This window comes from Erythrobacter sp. KY5, assembly GCF_003264115.1.
Lineage (GTDB): Bacteria > Pseudomonadota > Alphaproteobacteria > Sphingomonadales > Sphingomonadaceae > Erythrobacter.
This window is the reverse complement of sequence record NZ_CP021912.1, coordinates 2,690,371-2,716,364: the sequence shown is the minus strand read 5'-3', so window position 1 is coordinate 2,716,364 and position 25,994 is coordinate 2,690,371. Positions and strand designations below refer to the sequence as shown.

Here is a 25,994-nt window from a genome sequence, read left to right as displayed (position 1 = left end):
GAAGCCAACCCGCTGGGCTGTACCAGGCCGACTTCGAGAAAAGTGCGCCGCAAAATTCGTCATGCGTGTCGCGCTACATTGCGAGTGCGGCCGTTGCCTCTGAGATACAGTCGAGGACTATTCTTCGATCGCAATAGGCTCTGCTACTTATTTGTTTACCTAGAAGTAAAACGCAACTAGACGGCTTGTCCGGGGTCGCAGAACATCATGACAGATTCGCAAACCAACCCATCCGGGGGTTCCGCCGACGCGGCGCTGGCGAGCTTCGTGCTGCTCGCGCAGTTCCTTGGCGTGCCCGCCGAACCGGCGCAGATCCACCACGATCGCGGCCAGGGCGACCGACCGTACGATTTCGACGACTTGATCCGTGTTGCCAAGAAGCTCGGCCTGATGGCGCGGCGCAAGAAGGCTGCGGCGCATGACCTTGCCAAGCTGCCTTTGCCGGCACTGGTTCGGCTTGCCGATGGTGGCACGGCGATCCTGCTCAAGGTCGACGATACCGGGGATACCGGCAATCGCCACATGGTCCTCAAACCCGAGAGTCAGCGGCCCGAGATCTGGTCCGAGGACGAGGTCGCCGACGGTTTCGATTTCACCGGCGGCGAGGCCGACCTACTTATGATGACAAGCCGCGAGCATATCGCGGGACAAAAGCGCGCCTTCGACATCAGCTGGTTCATCCCTGCGCTGGTCAAGTATCGCAAGCCTTTACGCGACGTCTTGATCGGCAGCTTTTTCCTCCAGCTGGTAGGGCTCGCCACGCCGATCTTCTTCCAGCTTGTGATCGACAAGGTGCTCGTCCACCAGTCGATGACCACATTGGAGGTGTTGGCGATCGGTCTGACGGCGGTGCTGATCTTCGAGACCATGCTCTCCGCCTTGCGAAACTGGCTTTTCGCCCATACCTCAAACCGGGTTGATGCCGAACTCTCGGCCAGTCTGTTCCGCCATCTGGTCGCGCTGCCGCTCTCCTATTTCGAGGCGCGGCGCGTAGGCGACAGCGTCGCGCGGGTGCGCGAATTGGAGAACATCCGTAATTTTTTGACCAGCAACGCCGTCACGGTGGTGATCGACCTGTTCTTCACCATCGTGTTCTTCGCGGTGATGTACCTTTATTCGCCGCTGCTGACGCTGATCGTGGCGCTGACCATCCCGGTCTATGTGCTGATCTCGGTCGCCGTCACCCCACCCTTGCGCGCCCGTCTCGACGAGAAGTTCAAGCGTGGGGCGGAGAACCAGGCCTTCCTCGTCGAGACCGTCACCGGCATCGGTACCTTGAAGTCGATGGCGGTCGAGCCGCGCATGCGCGACCGCTGGGAGAAGCAGTTCGCCGGCTACATCAAGACGGGGTGGGATGTGACCGTGCTTTCGACCTGGGGCAGCCATCTGATCCAGCTCGTATCGAAGCTCACGACGGTCGCGATCCTGTTTTTCGGCGCAAAGGCCGTCATCAATGGCGACCTGTCAGTAGGTGCGCTCGTCGCGTTCAACATGCTGGCGGGACGCGTCGCGCAGCCGATCCTGCGCTTGTCTCAACTATGGCAGGATTTCCAGCAGGTGCGTATCTCGGTCGACCGGTTGGGCGATATCCTCAATGCCCCCGCCGAACCCGAGCACAATCCCAACCGCGCGAGTCTACCGCCGATCAAGGGGCGTATCGAGTTCGACAAGGTTCGCTTCCGCTACCGCCCCGATGCGCCGGAAGCGCTCCGCGGGGTGAACCTAAACATCGCGCCGGGCGAGATGCTTGGGATCGTCGGCCCCTCGGGTTCCGGCAAATCGACGCTTACCAAGCTCGTCCAGCGGCTCTATGTGCCGGAGCAGGGCCGCGTGCTGGTCGATGGGACGGATCTCGCGCTGGTCGATCCCGCCTGGCTGCGGCGTCAGGTGGGCGTGGTGTTGCAGGAGAACATCCTTTTCAACCGCTCGGTGCGCGAGAATATCGCGATGGCCAATCCCACGATCGCAATGGACAAGGTTATTGTGGCGGCAGAGCTCGCCGGCGCCCACGAGTTCATACTCACTTTGCCGCACGGCTACGACACGGTGATCGAGGAGCGCGGCGCGAACCTCAGTGGCGGGCAGCGCCAGCGACTCGCTATTGCCCGCGCTCTAATCACCGATCCGCGCATCCTTATTCTCGACGAGGCGACAAGTGCGCTCGATGCTGAAAGCGAAGAGATCATCCAAAACAACCTCGGCCGCATCGCGGACGGCCGCACCGTAATGATCATTGCGCATCGCCTTTCCGCAGTACGTCCATGCAATCGCATCATCACGGTCGAGGCCGGCGAGATCACCGAAATCGGTAGTCATGAGGAGCTGGTCCGAGCTGGGGGACGCTACGCCCAGCTCCACGCAAAACAGACCGGCATACGCGAGTTCGCCTCATGAGTTGGTTTGCTTCCCGTTCTCCGACATTGGTCAAGCACGGCCAGGTGCTCGTCGAAGCGTGGCGCGGACAGAACGAGACGGACAAGGCGTTCAAGCCGAAGGACGAGCATGAGTTCCTGCCCGCAGCGCTCGAAATCATGGAAAAGCCGCCCAGTCCCGGAATGCGCTGGTTGCTGCTGCTTACCTGCGGACTGTTCGTCCTCGCCCTGACCTGGGCCGTGTTCGGCAAGATCGATGTTGTCGCGACCGCTGCCGGGAGAACTGTGCCGGACGGCAACGTGAAGGTCGTGCAGCCAATTGAGATTGGGGCGGTGCGCGCGATTCATGTGCGTAACGGGCAGTTCGTCCGACAAGGCGACCTGCTAATCGAGCTCGATCCCACTCTTGCCACTGCGGACGAGGCACAGAGCGCGCAATCGCTCCAGTCTGCCCAGATCATCGAAGCGCGCAACAATGCGCTACTTGCACATTTGCAAGGCGGATCCACCCGATTTGCCGCTCCTGAAGGCACGCCTCCGGACGTCGCTGCAACTCAGCAAGCCTTTATCGATACCGCGATTGCACAATATGAGGCACAAAGTGCGAGCCTTACCCAGCAGCGCGCGGAAAGCGAGGCGCAGCTAGCGGCGGCGCGTGCCGAGATCGCCAAGCTCGAAGAAGCACTGCCCTATATCGACCAGCAGCTGAATGCCCGTGCTCAACTCGCCGAGAAAGGCTTTTACTCAAGACTGCAGCTCCTCGAATATGAACAGCTCCGCGCCGAACATATTCGGAATATCGACATTCAGAACGCAAATGGTATGCGCGCCGAAGCCTCGATCGGTCGACTTGATGCAGAGCTGCGTGCATTGCGGGCGAGCTATGGTAGGACGGCAGTCACCGACCTGGCCGAAGCGAGCGACCGCGTCAGTCTGGCAGGCGAGGAACTACGAAAGGCCGAGCGCCGGCGGCAATTTCAGGAACTGCGAGCACCCGTGGACGGGGTGATTCAGCAGCTCGCCGTGACCACAGTCGGAGGGGTTGTGCAGCCGGCACAGCCGCTGATGGTGATCGTGCCGTGCACCTCGGGCGACGCGGCCAATACCTCGAGCTGCAATGGCGGCATCTCTGTCGAGGCGTTCGTCCAGAACAAGGATATCGGGTTTGTTGGCGTCGGCCAACGGGTCGCGGTCAAGCTCGAAGCGTTCAACTTCACCGACTATGGTTTGATCGAAGGCACCGTAACGAACATCAGTCGCGATGCGATCGATCAGAGCCAGCAGCCTGCTAGCAGCGTGCGCGATCAGAATGGGCGCCCGGTCCAACCCGGCCTGGTCTATGCCGCTAGGATCGACCTTGCATGTGCCACGAATGATCCCGCGCGTCATCCGCTCTGCGACAGCGTACAGCCTGGCATGTCGGTTCAGGCCGAGATCAAGACTGGGCGACGACGAATCATTCAGTATTTGCTTTCGCCGATCAGCCGGGCGGTGAACGAGGCGGGGCGGGAGCGATAAAAAGTGATATTTCTTCAAATATAGTCTTGTCGGTTATTTGAATTCGAACTACTCCGTGCTCTGACTCACCCTTAAAAGTGCGTCTCCGTTTGAAGTTATCTCCGACCGTAGGGGGTCGCGAGGAAGTGCTGAGGAAGTAGCGTGCTTAGTTGGGCGAGTTGTCACCACAAATACCTGCGTGCAATCCGCCTGAATTCCGATCATGCTCAATTTCTGCTGAACGCGTCTGGGCACAATCTCGACGCATTCCATATTGCCCGTAAAAGACCCAACGCGGGATCTCGATATGCAGCCTCGTAATCACGACCGGCGACGCTTCTACAGCGTCGGCTCCGATTTGCGCCTCAATCCAAGCGATTTCGAGTTTGTTAACAAGGCCCAGGCTTTGGTGCCAAGCACAGTCCCGGGCGCTTACGTTCTGGCGGGCAATCATGAATACGCAATCGAGGGCCTAGGCGCGCCATTGCGCTTTGGCCTACCGACGCTGCGTGCGAAACCGGCGCTGGTGGTGGGTGTAGACAATGAAGAGCTTCTGGACATTTATGGTTTCCGTAAGCCTTTCGTTTCGCTGCGCGCGAAGAACCTGCTGGTCGAGATCGACCCCGATGCGTTCGAGTTCGCCGAATGCGCTGCGGTCGATGGAGATGGCGGGCCGGTAGAACCCTACTGGATGATGGATGTCGTTCGCGTCGTCGATAGATTCGACGAGGAGCGATCAAATGTTCTTTGGCATTCGGACCTTTATCCGGGTGTCGAAGAGGCTGCCGACAACCCCTTCCTCACCCGGCTCGACGACGTCCGCTTTCCTACGGTGCGTGAAGACGAGCACGCCTTCTATCTGCTTCGCTATCAAACCGGTTTCATCTTCGACGAAACCATCGTCGATGCCTGGCGCCAAGCTGGTCTGAAGGGGGCTCTCTTTACGCCATTGCAGGCGCCGACGCCGGAAGAAAACGCCGATGCGGGGCTTTTCGAAATTCGACCCTATTGGTCCGAGCGGGAGTAGGTTCGATGCCGACCATCGCGATCATCTCCACCCGCCGCATCGGTATCAGACTCAGCGCGTTGCTTTGCCTCGCGCTAGTGGGTTGCGATAATGGCACTGCAGTTGCTGAAGGGCGTTTCGAAGAGTTTTGTCGCGATTTTCAATTTGTGCAGGAGAGCGAAGAGCCCAATCTTGCTCGTATCAGAATGCTTATTAATATGGGTGAAATAGATCCCCAGACTGACCTTCAATTCGAAACAATATTAACTGAGAAAATTGAAAGTCCGGACTCATCAAGCGTTGAAAATCTCGAAATTGCGAAAATAAAGGTGACTGCTTCTGATGCGGCAACCGCAATTATTTTGCTTCCGCAAGCCAAAATAAAGCGGGGTGGGTCGATCTCGATCTCATCCCCCGAATATTACGACATCGACTGCTTCTCGGTTAGGGGGCGAACGTATTTCGATTTCGTTGAGAAAGGACTTGAGGCATGAGTGGTACTGAAAGTCAGGGCGCCGATCCGGGTTCTCCGAGCGACTATCAACAGGCGTCGGTCTTTGCTCGCTATGGGTATTATGCGAGCGTTCTTCGGCCGGGCATGACGCCTGCGCAGATCACAAGCGCCATCCAAAGCCTTCAGCAAACAAGCGGCGGCCCACTCAATCAAGGGTTCGTTACATCGCTCTCGCCCAGCGAAATCCAGTACTTTATTGCGAATTACGAAATTGTCGGAAGTTCTTCGACGAACGGCGAAAACAACCGCAGTGGCCTCGACGCAGTCGTTTTGCGCTCGCGAACGAGCCAAGAACTTGTGATTTCGATTGGTGGTGTGGGGCCTTACGATCTCGATGTCGCGGAAGGAGCGAAACTTCTCGCCCAATCGTCCGTGTACGGATTTGACATGGGAGAGTTTCTTGCTCTCAAGGCTCTGGTTGATCCATTTATCGCGCTTTACCCAGACGATGTCATCAACATCTTCTCGCACTCGAAAGGTTCGCAACTTTCGACGATCTATGCAGCGGATTTGAACATCGCTGGCTTCGGCGAAAGAATTAATGGAATTTTCCAATTCTCGCCCGCCGGTATTGACATCCGCGGCTTTGAGTCGCCGATCTTCCGCGGAGCGCTTTTTGCTCTCCTCGGTGACGCGGTAGATCCCGAACTTGTTGCCTTGGCGGATAGCTATATTGCCTGGCTGGAAGAAGGAAACTTAGAGCGCGTAATCTCGTTCACTGCCGATGGCGACTTGGTAGTCGGGGAATCGAGCGTTGTCGGCTTGCTCACCAAAATCTACGGTCCAAGCATCGTTTTGAATAACGATGCAACCGGCACTGATTTTTATCAGTTCGCGCACAACATCAACACCGTTGGTCGCTTGTTGGGCCTGGATATTAACGACTTCCCGATCAACAACCTTGCACCCCTGCGTGTTGGCAATGAGATAGTCGACACCGAAGACAATGTGATTATCGTCACTGGCTATAGGCGCCGCGTCAACCTCGACAGTGTCGCGCGAGTGGTCGACCCGCGCACGGGGGTGCTTCTTCCATACGGATTGAGGCCGCGGACGGAGGGAGAGGATGGAACGGATACCTCGGTAATAGAGCGTGGGACTGGGCGAGCTGTCGAATATGAAACCGAAGTTATCGATGGCGTCGAAACTGTCGTGCGCCAAATTGTTTACGACGCCGTGGATTACGGTACGGGTAAGCCGAGGGTAGTAGTTGATCAACGCCTATCCGCCGATGGAAAACCAGTCTCAACTTCGATCCGGCTTCCCGGCAACCCGCTGCCTTTCGATTTCTCGGACGTCGGCGGAGCGCTAGGTAATCAGCTTGGCTATCGTATTAGCGGCAATGATACCGTTTTGGGCATTGCAAGTTCGAGTTTGCTAAGTACCTTGGGCGACAACTTGGGAGATGCTCTCGACGGTATCGTCGGCGGTCAATCGGTTACGACTGCGACCAGAGACGCATTCTCTGCATTCGGGCCCGAACTACTGTCTAATCTCAAGGCGGCGGGGATCGGGGCGCTGTCCTCGTTTTTGACTGCCGAGCTCGTCAAGACCCTGGGTGTCGGGGGTTTTGCGGGAGAGGCGCTCAATACTGGTACTGGTGCCGTAATAGGGCAAGTGCTCACGAATATTTCGGCAGGAAAGGCGGTCTTTGACGGTGTAAACCTGACCATGGTTGGGACCGCTATCGGTTCGTTTCTCGGCACCAAGCTTGCATCTGAAGTCATCCAATTCGACACTATCGGTGGCCAGATTGGATCTGCTGTTGGTTCGTCCGTAGCCAGCGCCGGGCTCGCGCTGCTATTCACTGAAAAATTCGCGGCCCTTGGGGCTTTCGCTGGTCCACTCGGAGCTTTCGCCGGGGCGTTCCTCGGATTCGTTTTTGGTGGTCTGATCGGTTCTGTTTTCGGCGGCACACCAAGATCCGGGGCAGATGCTGTTTGGGATGCTGGAGAGGGGCGTTTCGCCGTCGCAAATGTCTACAGCCGCAAAGGCGGCTCAAAAGAGACGGCAGAGGCAATGGCGGCATCTGTCGCAGGAACTTTCAATATGGTGCTTGAGGCGTCCGGCGCCCGTCTCTTAAATCCTACCGCAGTCACGACCGGTAATTACGGCATGCGAAAGAGCGATTTTGTCTATCGCCCAATATCGACGCGCGACTCCGGCGCGATCACCTATCGAGTATCTTCCAAGGACGAGAACGCATTTTCGAAGGTTACCGGCTACGGCATTTTCAAGGGCCTGACCGACCCGGACTTTCAGCTCATCGGCGGGAACGTGTTCGCCAAACGGGCCATCTACGCGTCAGTTGAATTGAGCGGACAGAGCGCCACCAACTTCGACACATCGAGTCTACTCGGTAATATTGCTTCGGCACAAGCTTATGAGAGTTATCTCGCCAATAGAACTGTCATCAACGCTATCGTTGCAGGCGAACCTGATAGTGCTTTCGCCGCAGAGACTGCGGTCAATCTCGCTCGAGCGGTAGAGCTTGGTCTTACGAAACGCCATCGAGCCGACTGGTTCGGTGGTTTCAATGCCTTGTTGGACAACATCAGCACCAGTGCGGCGACGGTGCAGTTCGGCTTTGACTATAATCCTTACAGTGATCGCATTTCGCGATTGGTCGGCGTTGGAGAATATGTGCTTTCCGACGCGATTGACATTGCCGGCCAGACTCAGATCGAGGGCAATGATGCAGCGAATGTGATTACTATCGCAAACGTCACCCACAACCAGGACGGCTTTGAGGTTTTCGGCGGGGCGGGACGTATCGCCAACACGACCGGGCTGATCATCAACGGCAACGCAACCGACGGGTCGGCAATCACTATTGAAGTTGCAGCCACGATCGATGCGGGTGGCGGCAACGATACTGTCCACGGCGGCAATTTGGGCAACAACATCTTCGGCGGCGACGGGGACGACACACTTTATGGCGGTCGTCTTGATGACTGGCTGCTCGGCGGCGCCGGCAACGACCGGCTCGATGCCGGCGCGCAAAGCGGTGGCTTGGGCGGGGACGGCAACTACCTCGATGGCGGCGCGGGTGACGACCAGTTGTTCGGTCGCGAGGGCGCAGACTGGCTCGAAGGCGGTGCGGGGGCGGATATCCTTCGCGGCGGCGACGGCGGGGACATCCTAACCGGCGGCACTGACAAGTTTGATGCGAACGGCAATTGGCTCGCTGGCGACCAGCTTTATGGCGGCGCGGGTGACGATACATACCTATTGCGTCGCGGCGACGGGAAGGATCTGGCTGACGACACCGATGCGAGCGCGCCGATCGCGCCGACGGTCCCCAACCCCGGCGATTACCCAGGGGTGGATCTAAACGATCCCATCGCGGCGCGTTTCGCGGCGATCGCTAATGGTGTGCTCAAACGCGACTGGCTGGGCACGAGTGCGGGCGTCAGCAAGGGCCAAGTAGCAGGGGGCGAGGATGCCATCGCATTCGGTTACGGTATCGGGATCGGCGACGTTCGCCTCGCCCGGGCGGCGAACGGCAAAGATCTGATTGTCGAAATAATGGAAATCGGCCCGGATGGTGTGGAACGTTCGAGTGGCGATCAGCTAACCGTGCGCGACTGGTTCTCCAACCCGTTCAAGCGGGTCGAGTGGCTTAAATTCGTTGACGGAACCGAAATCCGTATCGGCGATGTCACCAGCTTCGTCATCGGTACGAATAGCGACGATGTGCTCATCGGCACCAACGGCAACGACTTCGTCTATGGCGGTGCGGGCGATGACGAACTGCGCCTGCTCGCAGGCGACGATGTCGGCAATGGCGGCACTGGCAACGATCTGGTGGCGGGCGATGATGGCCGCGACCTGCTGATCGGCGGCCTTGGCAACGACAGGCTTATCGGCGGCCGCGGTAGCGATGCGATCACGGGCGATGCCGGTGCCGACGATATTTATGGCGGTGATGATGACGACATTATCTCCGGTGGACGCGGCGACGGCGATATTCTGGTCGGCGGCGCGGGCGACGACACTTTCAAATACGCTCGCGGCGATGGTCACGACACCGTCTTTGATGATTACGCCAATTACTGGCAGGTTGTATGGACATCGGCGGGAGGATGGAACACGGCAGGCGGGTTCAATCAGGACCCGGACACGACCGAAGTCACCGGCCCTGACGGAAGTTATGTTTACAAGAATGTCGGCACGGCCGCCGAACCTCAACTTGAATGGGTCGGCCGTTTCGATTTTGATGCCACAACAGGACAGCTCAAGCGCTTTGCGCCGCCTGCGAGCGCGACCACGATAACCCGCGATGCGGGCGTGGATACGATCGAGTTCGCACTTGGTATCGATATTCAGGATATCGTGCTGCACAACCCAGCGGGCACCAATGATCTGGTGCTGCTGGTCGGCGACGAGAATGCCGAGAGTTCGGCGGCGTCGGATTCGATCACCCTAAAAGACTGGTACAAGAATGGGGCGGTCGGTTCAGGCGAAGTAGAGAAACTCGCCTTCTACAGCACCGGCATTCTCGACATCGATCCCTCGAAGCGTCGCCTCGTCGCGGGCACAGAGGGAGATGACGGCACGATGGCGACTCCGCTATCGGGCACAGCGCTCCAAGACTGGATTACTGGCGGTGGCGGTGACGATGTCATTGCGAGCGGTGATGGCGACGACATCCTCGGAGGCAATGCCGGGTTCGACACTCTGCGCGGTGAAGCTGGCAATGACGTTCTATACGGCGGTGCGGGCAACGATATTCTCGATGGCGGAATGGGCAGTGATATCCTGATCGGCGGAACCGGTCAGGATGCGGCGAGCTACGCCTCAAGCGCAGCCGGCGTAAAGGTGCATCTGTCCGCCGCGCACACCAATAGCGGCGATGCGATCGGCGACGAGTTCCATTCGATCGAGGACCTGATCGGCAGCGCCGGAGCGGATGAGCTGGGCGGCGACGAAGGTGAGAACGAGCTGACCGGCGGCAAAGGCAACGATATGCTTGCCGGAAATATCGGCGACGACACTTACGTCTGGAATGTCGGCGATGGCGCCGATATCGTCGCGGAAGGGGCTTTCATCGTCGAAGAGGCGGTAACCCCCGAAGGCACGCTGGCCGATGGCTACAGCGTCTCGCGCTGGCAGCCCGCAGGCGCGATCGACCCGCAATCGGGCTGGCGCTACTGGCAGCTGCAGGTCGAGGGCCCGGATGGCGAGCTCGTGTATGACAGTTCGGCCTATCTTCATCCCTCATCGAGTTCACCGACGCAGCCTCTGCCGACCGCCTACATCCAGTCGGGCTGGCTCGATGGCTATCTCCGCACCAATGGTCAGCAGACAACGCGGCTTACCTACGACACCGCCATCGACGGCGGCGACGATGTGCTCGAGTTTGGCAAGGGGATCACGCTCGACAGTCTCGCCTTCGTCTGGGAAGGTTCGGACCTCGTCATCCGTTTCCTTGGACAGACCGCGTCGAGCGTGACGCTGCGTGATCAGGCTTCGGCGAACAGCGCGGTCGAGAGCGTGATCTTGAGCGACGGCTTCGCTTTTTCACTCGCCAGCATTTTCATGGCGACCAGCGACCAACTCAAGTCGGGCGGTGATTTCGACGACCTGCTTCTTGGACGCTATGGCGTGTTCGCAGATAGTCTTGCAGGGGACGCAGGCGACGATGTCCTGGTCGGCTATGCCGGCAATGACACTCTTTCGGGCGGTGCCGGTAACGACATTATCGAAGGCGGTCTTGGCGCTGACATAATCGATGGCGGTTCTGATGACGGCGGTGCCGGTGATACGGTCCGCTATATCGGCTCTACCAAGGGCGTGACGGTGAACCTTGCGCTTTCCGGTGCCCAGGGCGGCGATTCCGGATCGGACGCTTATGGCGATGTCCTGTCGGGTATCGAGAGCGTGATGGGATCCAATCAGGCCGACACGTTGACCGGCAATTCGGGCGACAATCGTTTGTTCGGCATGGGCGGCAACGATGTCATCAATGGCGGCGATGGCGCGAATGTTCTCGATGGCGGTGATGGCGATGACTTCATCAATGGCGGCGCGGGCGAAGACAATATCGCCGGCGGCGAAGGCGATGATGTAATCTACGCCCTCGATGGCAACGACATTGCGAGCGGCGGAACTGGCAACGACGAGATCTATGGCGGCGCTGGCGACGACCAGCTTCTCGGCGATGCGGGCAATGACCGGCTCGAGGGCAATTGGGGCAATGACCGACTGCTTGGCGGCGATGGGAACGACGTGCTCGTCGGGGGCGATGGTAGCGACGTCCTCGTAGGCGGGGCAGGCAGCGACTGGCTTCAGGGTGATAGCGGAGACGACACCTATCTCCTTGATCGTTTCTCGGGTGCCGACACGCTCGCCGATAGCACCGGCATCAATACGGTCGTGTTCGACGAGACAGTCAGCCACGATCGGATCTGGATGACCCGCACGGGCAGCGACCTGCGGGTTGCAGTCATGGGCGGCGATACGGCCCTGACGATCAAAGGCTTCTTCTCAGGAACAGACCGACCGGTCAAAGCGATTTACACGACCACGCATGCGATCTTCCTCGATCATCCTGAAACGCTTGCGCTTATCGATACGATGACGGCTGCAGGAGCGGCTCCGGCGGTCATGCCGGCAAGTGTCGCAGCGCTGCTGCCCACCTATTGGCACGAGGGCGGGAAGGCTGCGCCTACCGCGCCCGATGCCCCGCGCGAAGTGCGCCTCGCCGAGGACGGCTCCGTAACGCTCGATGGCAATTACGGAGTGATCGATCACGATCGCAATATCGTCAGCTATACGGTACTGGAAAGCTCTGGCCCGCAGCTGGGCGCAATCACTGCACTCGATCCGGCCACCGGTGCCCTCACCTATACACCCTTCGCCGATGCCAACGGCGAGGATAGCTTCATCCTTATCGCGACAGACGCTGACGGCCATGCGGTCGATGTACCGGTGCATGTCGTCATCGATGCCGTCAACGATGCGCCACGAGCGCTCGTCGTCGGTGGCAACGGTTTCCTGACGGTTGCCGAAGGTGCGCCGGGTAGCGACACCGTCGAAGGCACTCTCATCGGTGTCTTCTCGGCCGTCGATGTCGAAGGCGAGGAAGTTCGCTATTCACTTGTAAACGATCTGGGCGGTCGTTTTTCATTGCTGCCCAATGGTGAATTGCGTGTCCAGAACGTCGCCCTGCTCGACCGCGAGGCAGCTGGATCGCATACGATCCAGGTCGTGGCATCCGATCCGCATGGCGCGACGACAAACGCGAACTTTACCGTGACAGTGAGCAATGTGAACGAGGCACCCAACAGGCCGACAGCGACATCGAGCATGGGTATGACCGGCGAATATGTCGCCGGAACCAACGCCTCGAACCTGGGCAAGTCGGTGGTCACCTTCACGCTCAGCGATCCCGATGGCGGGGCGGTACCAACATTGCGCTTCACGCCGGATACTTCTGGTAATCCAGGTGGGCAGTTCAAGATCGTCGGCAACCGTGTGGAATTCGCCAGTGAGCCCGATTTCGAGACGCTTGCCGGGCAGGGTTTCGCGATCACTGACAGCGATGGCGACGGATTGGGCGAGATCGCGTTGACGGGCCGCGTCGAAGCGTTCGATGGCGAGCTTGCTTCGGGCGAGGCGACCAGCTTCACCGTGCGGATCGAGGACGTGAATCAGCGCCAGACCGCGATAGCGCTGGCGGGGAAAACCGCTTCGATCACCGAGCGCGATCGCATCGCGAGCGGTACGCCGCGACCGGCAGTCGTGCTCGGGACGGTCAGTGTCGCCGATGCCGATCTTCCAGGCCAACTGACCGGACAGCAGGCGTTCGCCGTGTTCGAGAACGGCTCGACGACTCCGAGCACGCGCTTCGCGGTCGACATCGCCAACCGCCTAGTGCTGCTCGCCAACCAGAGTCTCGACTATGAAACCGATGGCACGGCGATCACCTTGACAATTCGCGCGACCGACAAGTCGTCGGCTCCGCTCTCCTTCGAGCAGGACTTCTCCTTCGTCATTGCGAACCAGGATGATGTCCTCGACGGGACGGCATCGGCCAACACGCTGACCGGACAGCAGAACCGCGACATCATTCGTGGCTTGGGCGGCAACGACACGATTTCGGGTCTGGACGGCAATGACGACCTCGATGGCGGCGACGGGAACGACATCATCTACGGTGGCAACGGGAACGATCTGTTGCTCGGCGGCAGCGGCAACGACCGGTTGGAAGGCGAAGCGGGAAGCGACACGCTTTATGGCGGTATCGGCGACGACACGCTCGATGGCGGCGATGGCAACGATCTCCTTTATGGCGAAGCGGGCAATGACGGAGCGCGCGCGAGCGGCACCGATCCTCTTCGTGGGTTCACCGCTGCTGGCCTGATCGGCGGGGCCGGTAACGATCTGCTCGATGGTGGTGACGGCGACGACTATTTGGATGGAGGATCTGGTGCGGACGAGCTGATCGGTGGTGCCGGGTTCGACGGAGTCACTTATGCTGCCTCCCATGCAGCGGTGAACGTGAACCTCGCCAATGGCACAGGCAGTGGCGGACATGCCCAAGGCGATACACTATCAGGTATCGAACTGGTCGAGGGTTCAAGCTTCAACGACACGCTGACCGGTTCGGCCGGGGCCGATGTGCTTTCGGGCGGCGCAGGCAACGACACGATTTACGGCGGCGCTGGCGATGACCACCTGCTGGGCGGTGCGGGCAATGATATGCTCGATGCACAGTCTGGCGATGATTATCTGGATGGCGGCGCTGGCGACGATATTCTGGTCGGTGGCACGGGCAATGATACCTACTACGTCTCACGCGGTCAGGGCAACGACCGGATTCGCAACTTCGATGCAACGGGTGCTGATTTCGATCACCTCACCTTTGATGGGTCCGTGCTCTACGATCACATCTGGTTCGACCGGGTGGGTGACGACCTGCGCCTGACGCTACTTGGCAGCGCAGGTACAGAAGGCAGCGTAACAGTTGAGAGCTGGTTTGCCGACCCCAATCGTGGCGACTTCAGGATTGACCTGATCTCGGACGGTGTTGATCGCGCAGCGATGCCAGTGAATGTCGATGCGCTGGTGGCGCTCATGGCGACGATTCCCTCCGGCAGCCGTCCGACCACCCAAGCCCAAATGGCCAGTCTGCGCGGCAGCAACATGTCCTTCCGTAACGGGATGGAAGATTACTGGGGCCGCCTGGGTCCGCCAAAGATCAGCAATACGGGCACCATCAGCGGTGTCGAAGCGCTCGACAATGGGATCACCCAAGTTACCTTCGCCGTGCGGGCGTGGTTCGAAGACGAGCAGGGTCTGGGCGTCGACATTCCGGCGAGTAATATCGATCTCTCGCTCTATACATCGGGTGGCCACGCGCTCGCCGATTATGTGACGGGTGTCGATTATGGAACGCCCGATACGAGCGGCAATCGTTCGGTGACGCTGACGCTCGCGCCCAATGCCAGCACGCATTTGCTGTCGGGCGGAACGCTGCCGCTGCAGTTGAAGGCGCAGATCAGGGGCACGACCCGGACAGCGCTCGATCCGGGCGGGGTTGCGCTCAGCATCGCGCCGACAGCGGATACCGGCGTGCTTACGCAGCTTGCCAGTGCAGGCGGCAATGCCGGGACCAATATCGCGATTGCGGTGGCTGCAACCTCGTCCGACACGGACGGTTCGGAGAGCGTCGATGTGCTCGTCAAGGGACTGCCCGGCGGATATAGCCTGGTCAATTCGTCGGGCACGGCCGTCGGGACGTTCGAGTCCGCCTCGGGCTGGTGGCGCCTAACCAGTAATCAGCTGAGCGGCCTCAGAATGAAGGTGCCGGCAGGCCGTCACGAAGACGCATCGCTCAGCTTCGCGGTCCAGACGCGCGACGGTTCTTCGGTCCGCACGTCAGGCTGGACGCCGCTCGCTGTGGTCGTCAACGGCAAGCCCACAGATATCAGCCTTTCCGGCTCGGTCGCCGAAAACGCGGCAAGCGGTACTTTCGTGGGACTGCTTTCCGCGATCGATCCGGATACCGCCGAGGGGAAACCTGCGCCGACTCACTTCCAGCTGCTCAACAATGCGGGCGGACGGTATGTGCTCGATCCCGGCAACACGCGGCGCCTGCTCGTCAACAATGGCGGGGGCAATATCGATTACGAGGCATCCAATCGCGATGCCGCGAACACGATCACCGTGCGCGCCTTCGATGCTGACGGCAGCTACGTCGACAAGACGATCGTGGTTCCGGTCACTAATGTGAACGAGCAGAACACGCTTCCCTCGAGCTATTCCTGGAACGTGAACGAGAATGCCGCTGCGGGAACGCTCGTTGGCACGGTCGCCGCCAGCGATCCGGATTCGGCGAGCATCACGTTCGGTCAGCAGCGCTACTACTTCCTCAATGGCAGCACGGCGAGTGCGACCTCCTCCGATGGCCGCTATCAGATCGAAGCATCGACTGGGCGCATCACGATCAAATCGGTGCTCAACTTCGAGGCAGGCAATACCTCAGCAGCGTATACGGTCATAGCACGCGACAATGCCGGGGCGTCCGGATACAAGCAAGCACAGAGCACGGTCACGATCGGCATCAACAATGTGAACGAGCAGAACACGCTTCCGGCGAGCCATTCGTGGAACGTTAACGAGAACGTCGCTGTGGGGACGCTGGTTGGAACGGTTGCCGCGAGCGACCCGGATTCCGCCACCGTCGCCTTCGGTCAGCAGCGCTATTACTTCCTCAACGGTAGCACGGCGAGCGCAACTTCTTCCGATGGCCGTTACCAGGTCGACGCGATTTCGGGGCGCATCACCACGAAAGCCGCGCTCAACTTCGAGGCAGGCAATACGTCGGGCTCCTATACAGTAATCGCGCGCGACAACGCCGGGGCGGCCGGGTACAAGCAGGCGCAGAGCACAGTCACGATCGGCATCAACAATGTGAACGAGCAAAACGCGCTCGCGGCAGTCGCGACGCAGACCGTCCTCGAGAACAGGGCGGTTGGCACCGTTGTTACGACCATAAGCGCCAGCGATCCGGACTCGGCGAGTACTGCGTTTGGCCAGCAGCGCTACTACTTCCTCAACGGAAGCAGCGCGAGCGGCGTATCTGCCGATGGACGCTACGCCATCAACGCGACCTCTGGCGCAATCACGACGCGCGCGGTCTTCGATTACGACACGATGAGCAATCCCAACGGCTCTTATACAGTGATCGCGAGGGATAATGCCGGCGCGGCCGGATACACCCAATCGCAACGCACAGTCGCGATCAATGTCGGCAATGTCGACGAGCTACATTCGCTTGTGGCTGCTTCGGGCTCCATTCTGGAGAACAGGCCGACACCGCCGAACACGGCTTTCAGTCCGTCCTTCAACCTGCGCTCGAGCATGTTGCAGGATCCCGAAGGCGAAGGGATGACCTGGTCATTCGCGGATGGCAGTACCCAGTCGGGCATCTGGAGCATCAACGCACAAGGGGTCGTCTATCTCACCGCGGGTGTAGCCGACTATGAGGCAGTTACGACCCGGTATGAAGAGCGCTGGGTCTATCCCGATCCTGGTCCGGGTGGCGGTGGGTGGAACGACCCCTATGAGCCATATTTCCCGTCTGAGCCGCAGGAACCCTATGTAACCTACGTTCCGGTGCGCGATCATTCGCTCGCCACCCAATCACTTTCCGTGAAAGCGACGGACTCGCTTGGACGCTCGGTGACCGGGACGTTCACGGCGACGATTACCGACGAAAACGAAGGCCCAAATCTAAGCTCGGCCCGCACCTTCTACGTCAGCGATGATCAGAAGACCGGCTACATAGGCCAGGTTCGCGGGACTGATCCTGAAACAGGCGCGGCGGCATCGTCATACCGCATTATCAGCGTCAGCAAACTCGAGAAAGGACTTGTGCGCGGTTCGAGTTCCGATGTCGACAATACCGGCTACCCCTATGTCTCGGTCGCGGCGAGCGGGTCGTCAGCTGGCAAACTCTATTTCTCGCTGCCGGGCGACGGCGAATGGGAAGGCGGGATCAAATACCACCCCACACTTGGCGGCAGGTGGTATTTCCAGCTTAACTACGTCATGCAGATCGGTCTCAAGGATGCCTCGGGTGTCGAGAAGGTCGAAGAAGTCACCGTCATCTTCAAGAAGCATGGCACATCTGCTGTCCTGCCGATCGTCCTCGACTTGGATGGCGATGGCCTCGAACTGGTCGACTACGACGCGAGCACGGTCTATTTCGATATGGATCTCGATGGCATTGCGGATCGTACGGGCTGGGTCGCGGCGGACGATGCGCTGCTTGCGCTCGACCGCAACGGTAATGGCATCATCGACGATAGCTCGGAGATATCTTTTGCCGATGACCTCGAAAATGCGCTGACTGACCTTGAGGGTCTGCGCGCGTTTGATACGAACCAGAATGGCTTGCTCGATGCAGGCGATGAGCGTTTCGCGGAGTTCCTCGTCTGGCAGGACGCCAACCAGAACGGCATCAGCGACGAGGGCGAACTGCGCACTCTCACCGAGGCAGGCATCGTCCAGCTCAATCTTACACTGAACCAGACCGGCGAGGAGCCGGCCGACGATCACAATGTGATCTTCGCCACGACCGATTATCTCAACTCCGATGGAAGCCTGGGCTTGGTCGGCGATATCAGCTTTGCATTCGAGCCCTCTGCTCCACAGGAAGCGGAAATCGAAGGTCTGCCGGACGATGTTGAACTGATCTGGGTCGCGCCTGAGGACGTCGAGCAGACAACGCCGCAAGGCGCGCAGGGCTCCGATCCTGAAGAGCAGGATGATGATGCTCAGCAATACGGGTTGGCGGCACCGATCGTCCTCGATTTTGATGGCGACGGCGAGGGGCTCGTCTCCTTGGCCGCGAGCACTACTCTTTTCGATCAGGACGGCGACGGTGAACTGGAGCGGACGGGCTGGATCGAGGCGGGCGATGCTCTTCTCGCACTCGACCGGAACGGCAATGGCACGATCGACGATATCGGTGAGATCTCTTTCCTAGGCGACAAGGAAGGCGCGAAAACCGACCTCGAAGGCTTGGCTGCGTTCGACAGCAATGGCGACGGCCTGCTCGATGCGAGCGATGATCGCTTCGTCGAGTTCAAGCTGTGGTTCGATCGCGATAGCGACGGCATGACCGATGCGGGCGAATTGCTGAGTCTCGCCGAGGCCGGTGTCGCGTCGATAGGTCTCGTCGGAACCGCCACAGGCGAAACCATTACTGCGGGCAGCAATATCGTTTATAATCGTGCAGAATTCACGCGTGACGATGGCGGTGTCGGTACGGTACTCGATTCCGGCTTTGCCTTCCTAGTCAACGGCTCGACGCATGCGACTGCGCTGACCGGCATCAAAGATGCCGATGTCGAGTTCAAGGCCGCATCGCTCTCATTCGAGCGTAAGGCGAAGAAGTATCGTGTTGCTTCGATGGGCGGCGAATTGGCGATCGTGCCGCGCAGGGCCAGGGGAGAGGTGGATCCGCGCGCCGGAGCGATGGGTGCTGTCTCCGAGATGCAGTTTGCGAACCGCAAATACGGCTATCTCGATGCGATCGTGCTCGATCTGGATCGCGACGGGATAGAGACGGAGCGCTTCTCGAAGACCAAGGCCCGCTTCGACATGAATGGCGACGGCATCGCCGACGATACGGGTTGGACCACTAGCCGTGACGGGTTCCTCGTTGTCGATCGCAACGAAAATGGCAGAATCGACGATGGCAGCGAACTGTCGTTCTACCTGGATGCACCCGAGGCCCGCAGCGCAATGCAGGGTCTAGCTTCGTTCGACACCAATGGTGACGGTCTCGTGTCGGTGCTTGACGAACGGTTCGGCGAACTCAAGGTCTGGGTCGATACCGATCATGACGGTCGCAGCGATATGGGCGAACTGCGCACACTTGCCGATCACGGTATCGTCTCGATCAGCCTTCGAGCCGCTGCCTCGGAGGACACAAACAAGGTCGGGCGAAATGTCCTTCTCTCGACCGCTGTCTTCAATCTTGCCGATGGCTCGACGGGTACGCTTGGCGACGTGGCCTTCGGTTTCAAGCCAACGCGCAAGCCGGCGACAGCGTCGTCGACGAGCAACTCGCTGCGGCGGGATCAGTGGCTGCGTGATGGCATGCCGCGGATCGAGGAACTGAGCCTGCAGGATATCCTGAGCGAGGATTTCTTCCGTCGCTACGAGAACATCGCTGCGGGTCAGGATCCGGTCGACCTGTGGGCGCGTGAGCGGTTCGCACAACGCGGCATACACCTGTCCGAGCTCGATTTAGACAAACTTGGCTCATTGGATGCGCGCAGCCACATCCGCTCACAGTTGGAAGTGTCCGACCTTCCCGAAGAGCTGACCGCGGACGGTGCCGGGGGGCTCGAGCATGGTATTCCGCCAAAGTCCGATCACGCTGCCAATGACAATCCGGACATCAGCCGCCGATTGGCCTTGCTACGGCAGGATATGGCGGCGTTTGGACCCGTTGGAGGGCTTGAAGATCAGCTGCGTAACCGGCATCAGCCATATGCTCTGGCCGACATCTACTCGTAAGGACTTCCATGGCTACCCAAGCGCCCCCAGAGGGCACCGCTCCGACCGTCTCGCACCTCTTGGGTGAGATGACATGGCTGCTCACCCAATCCCCGCTACACAAGGCGATGCAGATCGGCGATATCGAATGGCTGTGCATGCCGGCTCTCCTGAAGCAGCAATTCTACCTCTTCCGCGATGGCGGCCAGCCCGTCGGGCTTGCCATGTGGGCCAAGTGCGGCGCCGAAGCGGAGAAGAAGCTCGAAGGAGGCTTGATCGAGCCGGAGAACCGCCTGACACTCGAAGAGTGGGACAGCGGCGAGCGGGTATGGCTGGTCGATCTGATCGCGCCCTTCGCCACCAACCAGAACCGCCAGCGCGAGATCATGATCGCCGACCTCATCTCTGGACCACTCAAGGGCACCGAATTCAGGTTCCACCAGACCGATCCGAACACCGGCGAGCGCCAGGTGCAGACGGTTACTGCCGATGCGGGTCAGAAACTCAAGGCTGCGGTCGAAGCGGCCTCGGCCACCAAGCAGTAGCCGCATTGGCAAGCCGCCTGCTTCTCCTGCTCGTTGTTTTCACAGTGTCTGCCTGTTCAGGACGCTATTTGGGGATTGATCGGGCGAGCCTCGATCCTGCAGCGCAAGTCTGGCTCGATCGCGCGCAGGCAGGCGACAAGCAGGCGCAGTTCGACCTTGGCATGCGCTATGTGCGCGGCGATGGAGTTCCGCAGGATTGCGAAGCAGCGCGTCGGCTGTTGCGACGAGCCGCGACCCGCACTGGCGGCACAATTTGGGTATACTCGCCGCCCGTCACCACAGGTGGTTCGGGGCGGGTTATCCCGGTGGACGGCGGACCCGTGCAGCCGGGATTGCAGACAGCGGAAGAGGCGCTGGCAAGACTGAATGTCGAAGGCGGGTGTCCGAAAACATAACCTCGATGCAGGCTCATTTTGTCATAACCGAGACTACATTGGTTTATGTCCCAAGCTTGAGCTTCTCTCATCGGTGCATGGCCCGTAGTCAGACGTTTTATACTGTCGTGGTCGTTGGACTATCTTGATCGCAGTTTCGATTGCTTGGAAAGCATGGCGCCAAATGGTGAAAGATCGAACCCTTGCTTGAAAGAAACTAAGTTTGGTTCAACCAGCGAAACGCCCGGACTGAGTGAGGCAGATCCAGTCTGCTCTTAGCCATGTCACAAAACCAAGAGGTTTAGATCTTCGGAATTTTTCAACCTCCTCAGCATGCGGGGCGGTTTCCTTTCACCCACCGAAGCGGCAATTCGTGACCGGCTCGGAATCGGTGAGCTCCGAGCGCCGGGCCCAGAATTCTCGCTCACCCGATGGAAGGTTGATGTTCGCAGGCAACTGAACTTTTACAATCGGCCCTCGAGTGTCGACGACCATCCCGCAATTGGTGCAATCTCCGACATTCAATGCCTCTCGCCAAGGGGCTAACCGTTGGTCTTCGGTCGCCCGCGCCAGTATCGCGCGTTCTCGTTCTTCGATTGCCCTCTGTTCCTGCTGTCGAGTCCGTTCGCGCTGGGCCAGGTCCTGCGCTTGCCGACGGTTCAGTCGTTGCGAGGCCAATTCCGCAGTGACCTCTCGGACGACCAAAAGCTTTGGATGATGGACCATTACCGCCACGAGCCATTCGGGCTCAAGATCATTTGCAGCGTAACAACCAAAAAGACCGCAGGCATCGACCGGCGCCCAGTCAGGGCGCGGAAAGGTTACGACGAAAGATGTCTGTGACACATCATGTTCGCGGGAATATGCATTGTAGGTTTCGACCGACAAAGCCCAGAGATCGGACGGTGCAAAAGAATAAGACGAACCGCCAATGACGACCGACGCATCAGAGCCTCGTTCGAGACGCAGCCCATGCGCTAGACGACCACTGTTGTCTGTGCATTCGCGCTCCAGTACGCGACGCGGATGCCGATACGAACCGAACAGGCCGGTGCGCCAGACGTAGCCTCCGTTGTAGGCGTATTCACCAAACTCATCGGTCAACTGGGTCGAGATCGGCGATGTCTGCGCGTTGGCCGCTGAGTTCGCAATTGTGATGCCACTCAAAAGCAGTGAAATTGCCAGAGACTTTTTCATGATCTCGGCTTTTTGTCATCGGGCTGATCGACAATCTGAATTCGTGGTGAAATCGATCGGTACGGTCGTGCGAAAGGTCCATCATACTGGAGGTGTTGCACTGTTGTGCCGGACTCCTCGTCCCGCAATTGGAGGTGTCGCTTCTCCCTGTACGCGTTGAAGTAGAGGGTCACGGCACGGAACTCATCCGCGCCATTCGATGTGAAGTTCTGAATAACCCGATCTATTGCTTCGGCGAATTCATCGGGACTGTAACGCCCGCTCATGCTGATCTTCATTGGATGCCCGTTTCCCAAGGTCCGTAAAGCCGGGCCTTGGTAACATCTGCAGCAGAGCCCAGATGCGCCCCCGCCTTTGGGTTTGCACCTTGGACATCCGCGTGGGCGACCCGGCCGGAAAACCGGCCAAGTCTCTGCTGGCGGAGGGGTTACCAAGCCCCATGACCGCTTTCTTTGCGATCACCGGCAAACTATGCCGCCATGGCGCTGATTTGTCACCACGTTTGGCGCGCTACCCGCGAATTAGGCAGCGGTTTTTGCACTATTCTTGCCTGATTTGAAGGGTGACCAAGCGTCGAACAAACGCTGAGGCGGGATGATTGGGCTTACTTGGCCATTCTGCAAATGAACGAAATTTGGGCTCACCGCTCGTAGTACAAACCTTCCGCTAGTCATCCCATAACAAGCCTCTTCTAACCAGTCATATTGTAGGAAGAGCGGATTGGCAGGCGCGGTATCACGCATTCTCGCGCCGCATGCTAGCAACGCAGGAAAAAAGGACCTTCGATGTTTTCCGACAAAAAGACGCTTGTCCATGGATGGAGCATCGCCCCAAGGCGCTTAGTGGCGCAATCCACCATCTGTAAGATGACTTCTGACTTTCTTTGGAGAACAATGGTCAATAGTGCCGCTAAGTCTCCCAACAATAATACGATGAGGGACCATGCTGACTAGCATATCAATTACTGGCGAGGCCAGTTTCCCGACCGAGGGCGTAGAGCTTGGTGACCTCAAGAAGGTCAACTTCCTTTTCGGTCATAACGGCTGCGGTAAAACGACAATCTCCCGTGCAATCAGCGATCCTGCAGCCCGAGAAGGCTATTCGATACGCTGGGAGAACGCTCGTCCAATGGCTACATTGGTCTACAATCGCGACTTCGCGGAAAACAATTTTGGCGAACAACTCCGGGGCATTTTCACACTCGGCGAGGACTCGACCAAAAGCGCAGAAGAAATTGAACGGCTACAGGGTGAAATCGGAAAGCTCGACCGCGAAATCGATGGACTTACACGCAATCTGGAAGGTGATGATGCCTCCGGCGGGCGGCGCCAGGAATTGAGAAATGCGAGAGCTCAGCTCGAAGAGGCTTGTTGGACATCGCAACAAACCCATAAGGGCGCCTTCGAAGAAGCAATGGCAGGGCACAGGCAGAGTAAGGCCGCATTTTGCGACAAGCTTATCGCAGAAGCGGAGAACAACGCGTCCGAACTCGTACATCTCGATACGCTCAAATCCCATGCGGAAACGACATTCCGAACCGATGCGACTGAACAGGCGCCGATTGCTCCGATCGATTTCAGCGGCTTTCAAGACATGGAAAACGCACCAATCCTAGAGCGCAGGATTGTGGGTCGCGACGACGTGATCGTCGCCAAGCTCATCGAGCAGCTAGGTAACAGCGACTGGGTGAAACAAGGTGTGCAGTATATCGAGCCCGCCAACGGGCGCTGTCCGTTCTGCCAACAATCCGCGCCTGCCGACCTGCGTGACAATCTCGATGCTTTCTTCGATCGTCAATACGAGAACGATCTTTCTGCAATCAGCGCGCTTGCCGACCAATATGCCGCTGCCGCCAATAACGTGGAGGAACGGGTGCAAGGCTTGCTTGCCGAGACGTCGCGGTTCGTAGACAACGATGTCCTGGCCGAGCGCCATGCGGCGCTCAGGCGCGCCTACGATCTCAATATCGAAAGGCTCGATGCCAAACGCCGCAATCCCAGCGAGGCTGTTAAACTCGAAAACACCCTGGGAGCCGGCAACGCGTTAGCTGAGATAGTCGCGCAGGCGAACGAAGCCATTCAGTCCCACAATGAGCTTGTGCGCGACCTGGCCGCTTCGAGAACGACGCTGAGAAGCCAGGTCTGGCGCTTCATCATCGAAGAGCGAAAGACTGATCTTTCAACCTACGAAACAACAACCGGAACGATCTCAAAAGCCATCGAAGGCTTGGAACAGAGCCTTGCGTCGAAACGCCAAACGCGCGCGGAGTTCGACACCCAGTTGAAAGAGCTCGAGGCCAAGGCAACCAGCGTGCAACCGACGGTCGATGCGATTAACTCGATACTCATTTCCTTCGGCTTCACCAGCTTCAAGCTCTCGGTCGCGGGCGAGCGCAGTGATATGTACCGCATAGTTCGTTCGGATGGCTCTGATGCGCGGAGCACGCTCAGCGAGGGCGAACGCTCCTTCGTGACGTTTCTGTACTTTTATCACATGCTTTCTGGAAGCACTTCGGGTACCGGCACTACCGAAGAGAAGGTCGTCGTGTTCGACGATCCGGTGTCCAGCCTGGATGCTGACGTCCTGTTTGTCGTCAGTTCGCTTATCAGAAACGTCATCAAAGATGTGCGCGACGGCAATGGCTCCGCAATGCAGGTGTTTGTGCTCACGCACAACATCTACTTCCATAAGGAAGTCAGCTTCGACCGCAGCCGCGCAACTGACAATTGCAGGCGCGATGAAACATTTTGGGTCGTGCGCAAGCGCGAGGGCATCTCATCGGTTCAGAGCTATGGGTTCAACCCAGTGAAGACGTCGTACGAAATGCTATGGGAGGAAGTACGCGATGACGATCGCTCGAAGCTAACGATCCAGAACACTTTGCGCAGGATCATCGAGAACTACCTGATCGTGCTCGGCGGCCTGAAGCAAGATGAAATCGTAGCCAAATTTGAAGGCAGGGAGGCGCAGATCTGCGCTTCTCTTTTCTCTTGGACCCACGATGGCTCTCACACCGCGCATGATGAAATCTACCTGGCCGCAGACGATAACGCGGTTCAGGGATACCTGCGAGTGTTCCGGCAAATCTTTGAGAAAACGGGACATCTTGCTCATTTCAACATGATGATGAAGCTCCCGAGTGGGGGTGTTCCAGAGGCTTCGCCCGAGCCGGTGGGCGAGTAGTGGCTAAGCAGATCAGCCTTAGCAACGGACGCGTCTGGAATACACAGAAGGCTGCGACTGATCATTTCCGTACGCTGCGGGATCGTTATCCGGACGGCGTCCCAATCGAGGATGCGAATGATCACAGTGACCTTGCTGCCTTGGTCGAGCGGTTTGATGCTGCGCATGGCGAGAACAATTCGAAGGCTGGCGCAGGGATCGACCATTTCGAAGTGCGCACAAATTCAGGAGCTGGTGGCGCAACGAGAGGCTTCTGGGCCATTCGCACGGATGGCAGCGAGACCGATTTCAGCTTCATATGGGCGATACGTGGTGAGCCAAAACCACTGTTTCAGGAATTTGCCGATGCCTGTCGCGCGGCGGTTCTGTCGGACATTCGAACAGCAAAACGGGCGTTCTTTGACGAGCATGCCGACGAACTCGGTTTTGTCGAATGCGAGATTAGTGGCGACCTGCTCACCTTCGAAGAGGCCCATGTCGATCATGCCGATCCTACCTTCAGCGCTCTGGTCATTGCATTTCGCGTCGAGCGCGGGTGGCATTCCGAGGTACCAGAGGGCACTCTGAGCGACGCGGCAGACGGCCAATTCACTACGACTTTTGCGAGCGAGGAAGTCGCGATGGCCTTCCGGATCGCCCACTATCGGAATGCCAAGCTCAGGATCATCTCAGGACCCCAGAACTTGTCGCGATCTTCGAGTGGCGCAAACTCTAGCGTCAAACGGCCGCTTACCTTGGTCAATCCTGAAGAGGTGAACATTGGCTGACGCTGTCACTTACATGGGA

General features: G+C 58.8%; 10 protein-coding genes. 9 read left to right on the top strand and 1 reads right to left on the bottom strand.

Annotated elements, in window-relative coordinates; translation table 11 throughout:
* Window positions 1-267 precede the first annotated feature (267 nt).
* From CD351_RS12950 to CD351_RS12920, 7 genes are all read left to right on the top strand, one after another.
* Window positions 268-2,394: a type I secretion system permease/ATPase gene (locus CD351_RS12950; RefSeq protein WP_304529385.1), complete on the top strand. Its 2,127-nt coding sequence runs from the start codon at window positions 268-270 to the stop codon at window positions 2,392-2,394.
* On the top strand, window positions 2,391-3,890 hold the full coding sequence (locus CD351_RS12945; protein ID WP_111993020.1) for an HlyD family type I secretion periplasmic adaptor subunit: 1,500 nt from the start codon (window positions 2,391-2,393) through the stop codon (window positions 3,888-3,890). Before CD351_RS12950 ends, CD351_RS12945 begins: the two co-directional genes overlap by 4 nt.
* A 286-nt stretch (window positions 3,891-4,176) precedes the next feature.
* On the top strand, window positions 4,177-4,896 hold the full coding sequence (locus CD351_RS12940) for an imm11 family protein (RefSeq protein WP_111993019.1): 720 nt from the start codon (window positions 4,177-4,179) through the stop codon (window positions 4,894-4,896).
* A 5-nt stretch (window positions 4,897-4,901) separates the two neighbouring features.
* Window positions 4,902-5,369 (top strand): hypothetical protein, encoded by a 468-nt coding sequence (locus tag CD351_RS12935; RefSeq protein WP_111993018.1) that lies wholly within the window; start codon window positions 4,902-4,904, stop codon window positions 5,367-5,369.
* Window positions 5,366-19,930 carry a cadherin domain-containing protein gene (locus CD351_RS16050; RefSeq protein WP_111993017.1) on the top strand — a complete coding sequence of 4,855 codons (14,565 nt, stop codon included), beginning with the start codon at window positions 5,366-5,368 and terminating at the stop codon, window positions 19,928-19,930. The genes CD351_RS12935 and CD351_RS16050 overlap by 4 nt, the downstream gene beginning before the upstream one ends.
* Window positions 19,931-19,938: 8 nt before the next feature.
* Window positions 19,939-20,454, top strand: coding sequence for a toxin-activating lysine-acyltransferase (locus tag CD351_RS12925; protein ID WP_111993016.1), 516 nt, complete (start codon window positions 19,939-19,941; stop codon window positions 20,452-20,454).
* A gap of 5 nt (window positions 20,455-20,459) precedes the next feature.
* Entirely contained in the window at window positions 20,460-20,849 is a 390-nt protein-coding gene (locus CD351_RS12920; RefSeq protein WP_111993015.1) for a sel1 repeat family protein, read from the top strand.
* Window positions 20,850-21,179: 330 nt separating this feature from the next.
* Here the strand turns inward: CD351_RS12920 and CD351_RS12915 are convergent, their stop codons facing one another.
* Complete coding sequence (locus tag CD351_RS12915) at window positions 21,180-22,025, bottom strand: hypothetical protein (protein WP_111993014.1); 846 nt, start codon at window positions 22,023-22,025, stop codon at window positions 21,180-21,182.
* Between the two features lie 942 nt (window positions 22,026-22,967).
* Between CD351_RS12915 and CD351_RS12905 the strand changes: the two genes are divergently transcribed.
* Both CD351_RS12905 and CD351_RS12900 read left to right on the top strand, forming a co-directional pair.
* A complete protein-coding gene (locus tag CD351_RS12905) occupies window positions 22,968-25,208 on the top strand; it encodes an AAA family ATPase (protein ID WP_111993012.1) in 2,241 nt (746 codons plus the stop codon).
* Window positions 25,208-25,975 carry a DCL family protein gene (locus CD351_RS12900; RefSeq protein ID WP_111993011.1) on the top strand — a complete coding sequence of 256 codons (768 nt, stop codon included), beginning with the start codon at window positions 25,208-25,210 and terminating at the stop codon, window positions 25,973-25,975. The genes CD351_RS12905 and CD351_RS12900 overlap by 1 nt, the downstream gene beginning before the upstream one ends.
* The last annotated feature ends 19 nt before the right edge of the window (window positions 25,976-25,994 follow it).

Bases quoted from the DNA above. Each gene is read 5' to 3' on its own strand.
- CD351_RS16050 (WP_111993017.1), top strand. From the start codon at position 5,366: ATGAGTGGTACTGAAAGTCAGGGCGCCGATCCGGGTTCTCCGAGCGAC.
- CD351_RS12915 (WP_111993014.1), bottom strand. From the start codon at position 22,025: ATGAAAAAGTCTCTGGCAATTTCACTGCTTTTGAGTGGCATCACAATT.
- CD351_RS12945 (WP_111993020.1), top strand. From the start codon at position 2,391: ATGAGTTGGTTTGCTTCCCGTTCTCCGACATTGGTCAAGCACGGCCAG.
- CD351_RS12940 (WP_111993019.1), top strand. From the start codon at position 4,177: ATGCAGCCTCGTAATCACGACCGGCGACGCTTCTACAGCGTCGGCTCC.
- CD351_RS12905 (WP_111993012.1), top strand. From the start codon at position 22,968: ATGCTGACTAGCATATCAATTACTGGCGAGGCCAGTTTCCCGACCGAG.
- CD351_RS12925 (WP_111993016.1), top strand. From the start codon at position 19,939: ATGGCTACCCAAGCGCCCCCAGAGGGCACCGCTCCGACCGTCTCGCAC.
- CD351_RS12935 (WP_111993018.1), top strand. From the start codon at position 4,902: ATGCCGACCATCGCGATCATCTCCACCCGCCGCATCGGTATCAGACTC.